Source organism: Campylobacter sp., assembly GCF_017646085.1.
In the GTDB taxonomy this organism is placed as follows: domain Bacteria; phylum Campylobacterota; class Campylobacteria; order Campylobacterales; family Campylobacteraceae; genus Campylobacter.
Window position 1 is genome coordinate 1 of the sequence record NZ_JAGCNF010000136.1, and the last position, 6,192, is coordinate 6,192.

A 6,192-nucleotide genomic window follows, 5' to 3' on the forward strand; every position below is an offset into this window, starting at 1 on the left:
GGGATGTAAGCAGTGTAACTAATATGTGTGGGATGTTTGCTGGTTGCTATGATTTCAATCAACCGCTTAATAGCTGGAATGTAAGCAGTGTAACTGATATGAGTGAGATGTTTAGAGGTTGTAAAATCAATGATGAGAATAAGCCCAAATTTACTAATATGTAATGATTTGATGGATGATGATGAGATACCATTTTAAAGCTACTTGCTTTGGTGTCTTTATTTAAAGCTTAGCAAACGCTATAGTATTAGCTTTGCTAGGCTTGGCCGATTTAAATCTTTATCGTTTCTTTATCTTTATAATGAGAAATTGGCAATTGTGCTATTTATGAGCTTATATTAGCCTCTAGTTTTAAAGCTCTTTTATAAAGTTCTCTAAGCTTTGTCGTATATTCTCCGATTTTGCCACCATTTATCTCCTTGCCATCAGCTTTAATGACTGGCAAAAGGATTATAGTCGCAGCACTTATAAAGCACTCATCTGCATTATAGACTTCATCCATACTAAATTTTCGTTCTTCTATTTTCAATCCGATCTCTTTTGCTAAATTTAATAATCTTTGGCGTCTGATTCCTGGCAAAATTTCATTAGATAGCGGTTTAGTAATAAGTGTGCCATCTTTTATGATAAATGCACTGCTACTGCCAGCCTCAGTTACATATCCATCTTCTATCATAAAGCACTCATCTGCTCCAGCTATTGTAGCTTGATTTTTAGCATAGCATTGGCCTAGTAGTGAGATAGACTTTATATCTCGTCTTTTCCATCTGATATCTGGAGTTGAGATTATAGTAATTCCGCTTTTAGCCCCTGGATGTTCTAAGACGCTATCACTAAATGCAAAAGCCATAACTGTTGGCGTTATACCGCTTACAAAGCTAAAATCCCTTTGGGCTATACCACGGGTTATTTGGATATATAATCCTCCTTCTTGGAGTGAGTTTATTTGTATTAATCTATTTAATATAGTTTCAAATTCATTTGTAGCATATGGCAAGCTAAGATCAATTTCGCTTAAGCTCCTCTTAAATCTATCCCAAAATCCTTGCTTTTCTACCATTACTCCATTAATTACTGGCACAACCTCATAAATTCCATCTCCAAAGATAAATCCACGATCAAATATGCTGATTTTAGCACTATCTTTGTCTATAAAATCACCATTTAAAAAGACCTTTTGCATCGATATTAATACTGCCATCTATGCTCCTTTTTTAAATTTGAGATATTTTATCAGTTTTTGACTAATTTTTAGATATAATGCGTGGTTTAAATTCTATAAAAGATATGAAAATGGTAGAAAAGTTCAAACAATTTATATTTAAAAATCTATTTGTAGTCTCTAAGCAGCCAGTGCTTTTTCGTGATCTTTTAGAGGCTAATTGTCTATATAATGAAGGTATGCTAATTGATCCAGCTAAGCTAAATTTCCGTTATAGAAATCGTAGATTTTATGCTATTTATGCACTTTTTTGCTTTATTGTGCTAGCTCTTCTTGTGTGGATTTTGCATATATTATTTAGCAAATTTGAAGCTGATTTGCATATATCTGTTATTATTACAGTGATTTTGACTGCGTGCGTTTTTATTGGGTTTGATTATTTTAGGGTTTGGACTAGAAGATTAATTAGCCTTGAGTTGATTAAATCGGCTTGGAGTGTGCATTTTCCATACTTTCCATATGAGAAATATTCTCAAAAAATTGAGATAATATATAATGAGGCTATGAAACACGAAATATCACGCAAGGATTTAGAAAAGTATGTATTAGATAAGCTAGTTCATAGCATATCATCTAATAAGTAGATCACTTTGAGCAATTATCCTATCTTGTCTTTTAGCAATCTCTAAGAGTAGAAATTTAATTTTTATATCTTGGCTTAATATTCTATCTTCCATATTGTCGTAAAAGTAATATGGAAGCTTATTTACTTTTTTTTCTATCATCTCAAATCTAGTTGCGATAATATTTATATCTGAATTTAGCGCATCTTTGGCAGTAATTAGTTTATTTGATTGTTTAAGCGAATCGGTATAAACTTTAAGATTACTAAGTAGCGAGCTAATATCATGAAGATTTTTATAAATTTCAAGATAGCGCTTTAACTCTTTGTTTCTATCGCTTTGGGTAATTGTGTTGTGATAGCTAGTTAGGCTATTTGATATTGCATTAAGTTCGATGGTAAATCTGCCTTCTATAATACTACTGCTAAGGTTTTTAAATTTAGGCAAAAGCTTAATATATGTATCGCTTAGCTTTATCTCATTAGTATGGCGAAATAGTACAAATGCTACGACAAATGAGAGGATAAATCCAATTAAAATATCGATAATTCTAATATAAACTACATCAGCAGCATTGCCTAAAATTAATGAATACGCCATAGCAAAGGCGCTCATAAATGCTGCCATTGCATAGGCTGGTGGGAAGTTTTTAAAATAAAAGGCTAAGAAAATACAAATTACACAAAATAGAGCAAATAGATTCTCATTTACTACTATATGAATTAAAACAAATGCTAATGTAATGCCAATTAATGTACCTTTTATGTTAGCAATTCCAGTAATTTTAGTCATATAGGAGCTATCTTTGCTCATACTAAGAACGCCAATAGCAATCCATACACCATTATGCACATCACCAAAAGCTGCAATAGCTATTGCAATACTCACACCAATAGCTAGACGAAGAGAGTTTTGTACTATTGGATTATGTAGAGTTATATCTTTTATTGCCTTTTTTAGACTCTTTTTTTCTTTAAATTCAAGAGCAATTTTATCTTCACCGCCATCTTTTATTAATCTAAATTTAGAGTATAAAACCTCCAAAGAAGCCTTAAAAATCTCATAATTACTAACTCTAGCTAGCTCTAGGGCGTTAGTTTGGATATGGCTATTTTTATCGATAAAGATATTTTTTAGTTCGATTAAATTTGTGCTAATTTCGCTATTTAGTTCTTTTAATAAATTTGAATCTTTGATAGTTTTAAAATACCTTTGCATAGCTACAAGTAGGTGATAAATATCTTCTAATTTATATAGATAAAAAATTGCCCGTGAGTGGTGAATGATTAGGCGAGCATCTTTTATAGTGGAGCTTTTATGGGCAAATACTTTTTTAATCTCGTTGATATGCTCATCGCATTGCTTAGCTAAATTTAAAAATTCTTTATCATTATTAATATTTTTGCTCATATGTATTAAATCATCTAAAATTAATGTACAAGAGCGCTTTGTAAATTTACCATATGTTCCAAAGCGAGTAAGCCTAAAGGCAATAGCAATCATACTACCAACTATAAAACTCTGTAGCGCATGAGTTAAATCCCAATTTGATTGACTAGAAGCGATAATAGTAAGCAAACCTGTAGCATTTACAATTGTAAGTATTTTATTTAAATTTGCATTAAAAAGATTGCTAAACCCTACAACTATCATCCAAATTAGCGTAAAAAAGCAAAATAGCCAGCTAAATTTAAAAACAGTACTTACAAATAAAATTGCAAAAATTCCAAGTATAATATATAATAAGAAGTAGTAAATTTTAATTTTTGTGCTACCATCAAGAGAAGCTAAGAAAAATATTATCATAGATGAATTTGCAGCATATAGCATTCCTAAAAATCCACCAAAAAAATTCCCAGCAAAGCCGCAGATTAAGATTGATATAGTTGCCTTAATTGAGTAATTTAGCGCAAACCACGATGGGTCGTAGTGGTTTAGAAATTTAACCACTTTTTGCATTAGTCGCTCATATTATCTATAATTTGATTTTTGTATCTTATAAATTCCAAATCTTGCTTTAGTAGTCTATGTTCTTCTTTTAGTACATTTAGCTTGCTTTTTAGTTCGGCAATATCTTTGCTAGTATAGTAAATTTCATTACTAAAATATACTTTTGGTAGAGTAATTATAAGAATAATAAATAAAATTATATATCCAATAATTAATTTCTTAAAGCTTAAATTCTCTTCATTTTTAACTCTACGAGTGTTGCTTTGGAGTAGGTTTTCTTTATCAGTCATCTTTGCCTCTTGATATCAAAGATTCTCATTTTTGAACATGCTGACCTTGAGTTTGCCTTTATCTCTTGAGCGCTTGGTGTGATTGGCTTTTTGGTGATAATTTTGCCAATAGAATGGTTATTGCCACACTCACAGCGCATAGCCTCAGATGGACATATACAACTTGATTGCCAAGATTTAAATTTATCTTTTATTATTCTATCTTCAAGCGAGTGAAAGCTTATTATTGCTACTCTTGCGTGATTTATGGCTGAGTTTTGGATCGAATTTAATAACTCTTTTAGCACATCTAGTTCTTTATTTACCTCTATTCTAATTGCTTGAAATACTAAAGTAGCTATACTTACAGAGCGATTTTGTAAATTTGAATTGCCAATGATTTGGACTAGTTCTTTAGCTGAGCTTATTTCTTTATTTTGCCTAGCAATAATAATTTTATTAGCTATACTCTTAGCATTTGGTAGCTCACCATATTCGTAAAATATCTTTTCAAGTTGAGATTGACTATAATTATTTACTATAGTTTTTGCATCAAGCTGATTTGAGCTATCCATTCTCATATCAAGAATATCGCTTTTAAGGGCAAATCCACGTTCGTTTAAATCTAATTGAAGTGAGCTAACGCCGATATCAGCTAGAATGGCTCTTATATTTTCTTGTGGAATTTTTTGTAAAATTTGGCTAAAGTTGCTTTTGTAGATTTGAATTCTATCTGTATAATTTTTAAATTTATTCGTGCAATAAGAGATCGCCATATCATCTTGGTCGCAGGCTATTATTTTGATATTTGGCAGGGTATCAAGCAAAGCCTTTGAGTGACCACCATAGCCTAGTGTACAATCTAATATAACACCATCATTAATATCTTTAAAAGCTTCAACAACTTCGTTAAGTAAAACAGGAATATGGATAGAATTCAAAAGCTTGCCTTTAATAAATTTAGCAAAAATTTTATCATAAATTTGATGAATAGAGCCTTATAATTTGGTATAATATTGTAATTTTTGTGCAAATTTTAGGAAGAGTTATGAATATAGAGTATTCAATCAGCGAGATTAAAAAAATCTCATCATCGATGTTTAAAAAGAATTTTCTAGGTATTTTTCACGGCTCCATATCAGCAAGAATTGAGCATAATCAATTTGTTATTAATAAAAAAGATGCGATTTTTGATGGGCTAAATGATGATGATTTGACACTTTTATATTCTAAAAAAGATTATAGATGGAATGATGCAAGCATAGATGCTGATATCCATCTAAATATCTACAAAAATATAGCTGAGGCAAAATATGTCTGCTACTCAATGCCGCCATTTATTACTGCTTATAGCATAAATCATTCCTTTTTGGAGCCAAAAGATTATTTTGGCTATATGAGATTTGGTAATATTTTTATTTATGATCCAAAAAGATTTGATGATTGGTATGAAAGAGCACCATCAGAAATTTATCGCTATATGATAGAAAAGCGTACAAATATCGTAGTTATCAAAGGTTATGGAGTTTATCTTTATGAAAGAACTGCACATGATTTGGCTAAATCAATAGCACTTTTAGAAAATAGCTGCAAACTATTAAATTTTTCAAATGGATTTGCAAGTTGATTTTTGGGTAAATTAAATTTAATAAAAATTTGATTTTAATGCTGATTTTAAGGTAATTTAAAAGCAATTTTTGCTAAAATAAAGCCTTTAGAAAAAAGGTGATTTGATGATAACTTGGATGCAAAAACACAAGAAATATTTAGTTGTTACGATTTGGGTTAGCACCATAGCTTTTGTTGGTGCTGGATTTGTAGGTTGGGGTGCCTATGATATGAATACTAATCGTGCTAAATCCGTAGCCAAGGTTGGAAATAGAAATATTTCAATTGGCGAATTTCAACAAAAATATGGTACTATGTATGAGTATTATATCAATGCTTCTAATGGCAAATTTAGCAAAGAACAAGCCGAGCAAATGGGACTTGATAAGATTGTATTGCAACGATTAATCCAAGATAATATTATGTTAAGTTATGCTGATGAGCTAGGGTTAAGCATCTCTGATGAAGAGATAATTTTAGCTTTAATGAGTGATGCTAGCTTTTTGACTGATGGCAAGTTTGATAAAACAAAATACGAAAATGCATTAAAACAGGCTAGAATTTCACCAAAAGATTATGA

Annotated in this window: 8 protein-coding genes; 4 read left to right on the forward strand and 4 right to left on the reverse strand. The window is 30.8% G+C overall.

All coding sequences use genetic code 11. The features are described from left to right. On the forward strand, positions 1-164 hold a 164-nt coding region (locus J6V67_RS07080; RefSeq protein WP_291860778.1), incomplete at its 5' end, for a BspA family leucine-rich repeat surface protein. A 161-nt stretch (positions 165-325) separates the two neighbouring features. Here J6V67_RS07080 and J6V67_RS07085 read toward each other — a convergent pair. Further along, on the reverse strand, positions 326-1,201 hold the full coding sequence (locus tag J6V67_RS07085) for a D-amino acid aminotransferase (protein WP_291860761.1): 876 nt from the start codon (positions 1,199-1,201) through the stop codon (positions 326-328). Positions 1,202-1,293: 92 nt separating this feature from the next. On the opposite strand from J6V67_RS07085, the gene J6V67_RS07090 reads away from it, so the two are divergent. After that, positions 1,294-1,806 carry a hypothetical protein gene (locus tag J6V67_RS07090; protein ID WP_291860763.1) on the forward strand — a complete coding sequence of 171 codons (513 nt, stop codon included), beginning with the start codon at positions 1,294-1,296 and terminating at the stop codon, positions 1,804-1,806. On the opposite strand, the gene J6V67_RS07095 is transcribed toward J6V67_RS07090, so the two are convergent. Genes J6V67_RS07095 through rsmH form a run of 3 tightly spaced genes read right to left on the reverse strand, consistent with a single transcriptional unit; the run spans position 1,792 to position 4,945 of the window. Continuing rightward, on the reverse strand, positions 1,792-3,744 hold the full coding sequence (locus J6V67_RS07095) for an FUSC family protein (RefSeq protein ID WP_291860766.1): 1,953 nt from the start codon (positions 3,742-3,744) through the stop codon (positions 1,792-1,794). The two genes, J6V67_RS07090 and J6V67_RS07095, sit on opposite strands and share 15 nt — an antisense overlap. Continuing rightward, a complete protein-coding gene (locus tag J6V67_RS07100; protein ID WP_291860768.1) occupies positions 3,744-4,025 on the reverse strand; it encodes a hypothetical protein in 282 nt (93 codons plus the stop codon). Before J6V67_RS07100 ends, J6V67_RS07095 begins: the two co-directional genes overlap by 1 nt. Then, on the reverse strand, positions 4,022-4,945 hold the full coding sequence (gene rsmH, locus J6V67_RS07105) for a 16S rRNA (cytosine(1402)-N(4))-methyltransferase RsmH (protein ID WP_291860771.1): 924 nt from the start codon (positions 4,943-4,945) through the stop codon (positions 4,022-4,024). Before rsmH ends, J6V67_RS07100 begins: the two co-directional genes overlap by 4 nt. Positions 4,946-5,052: 107 nt before the next feature. Here rsmH and J6V67_RS07110 point away from each other — a divergent pair, with 107 nt between their 5' ends. Both J6V67_RS07110 and J6V67_RS07115 read left to right on the forward strand, forming a co-directional pair. Beyond that, positions 5,053-5,631: a class II aldolase and adducin N-terminal domain-containing protein gene (locus tag J6V67_RS07110; protein ID WP_291860774.1), complete on the forward strand. Its 579-nt coding sequence runs from the start codon at positions 5,053-5,055 to the stop codon at positions 5,629-5,631. 106 nt (positions 5,632-5,737) lie between these two features. After that, on the forward strand, positions 5,738-6,192 hold a 455-nt coding region (locus J6V67_RS07115; protein WP_291860777.1), incomplete at its 3' end, for a SurA N-terminal domain-containing protein.

Bases quoted from the DNA above. Each gene is read 5' to 3' on its own strand.
- J6V67_RS07085 (WP_291860761.1), bottom strand. From the start codon at position 1,201: ATGGCAGTATTAATATCGATGCAAAAGGTCTTTTTAAATGGTGATTTT.
- J6V67_RS07090 (WP_291860763.1), top strand. From the start codon at position 1,294: ATGGTAGAAAAGTTCAAACAATTTATATTTAAAAATCTATTTGTAGTC.
- J6V67_RS07095 (WP_291860766.1), bottom strand. From the start codon at position 3,744: ATGCAAAAAGTGGTTAAATTTCTAAACCACTACGACCCATCGTGGTTT.
- J6V67_RS07100 (WP_291860768.1), bottom strand. From the start codon at position 4,025: ATGACTGATAAAGAAAACCTACTCCAAAGCAACACTCGTAGAGTTAAA.
- J6V67_RS07110 (WP_291860774.1), top strand. From the start codon at position 5,053: ATGAATATAGAGTATTCAATCAGCGAGATTAAAAAAATCTCATCATCG.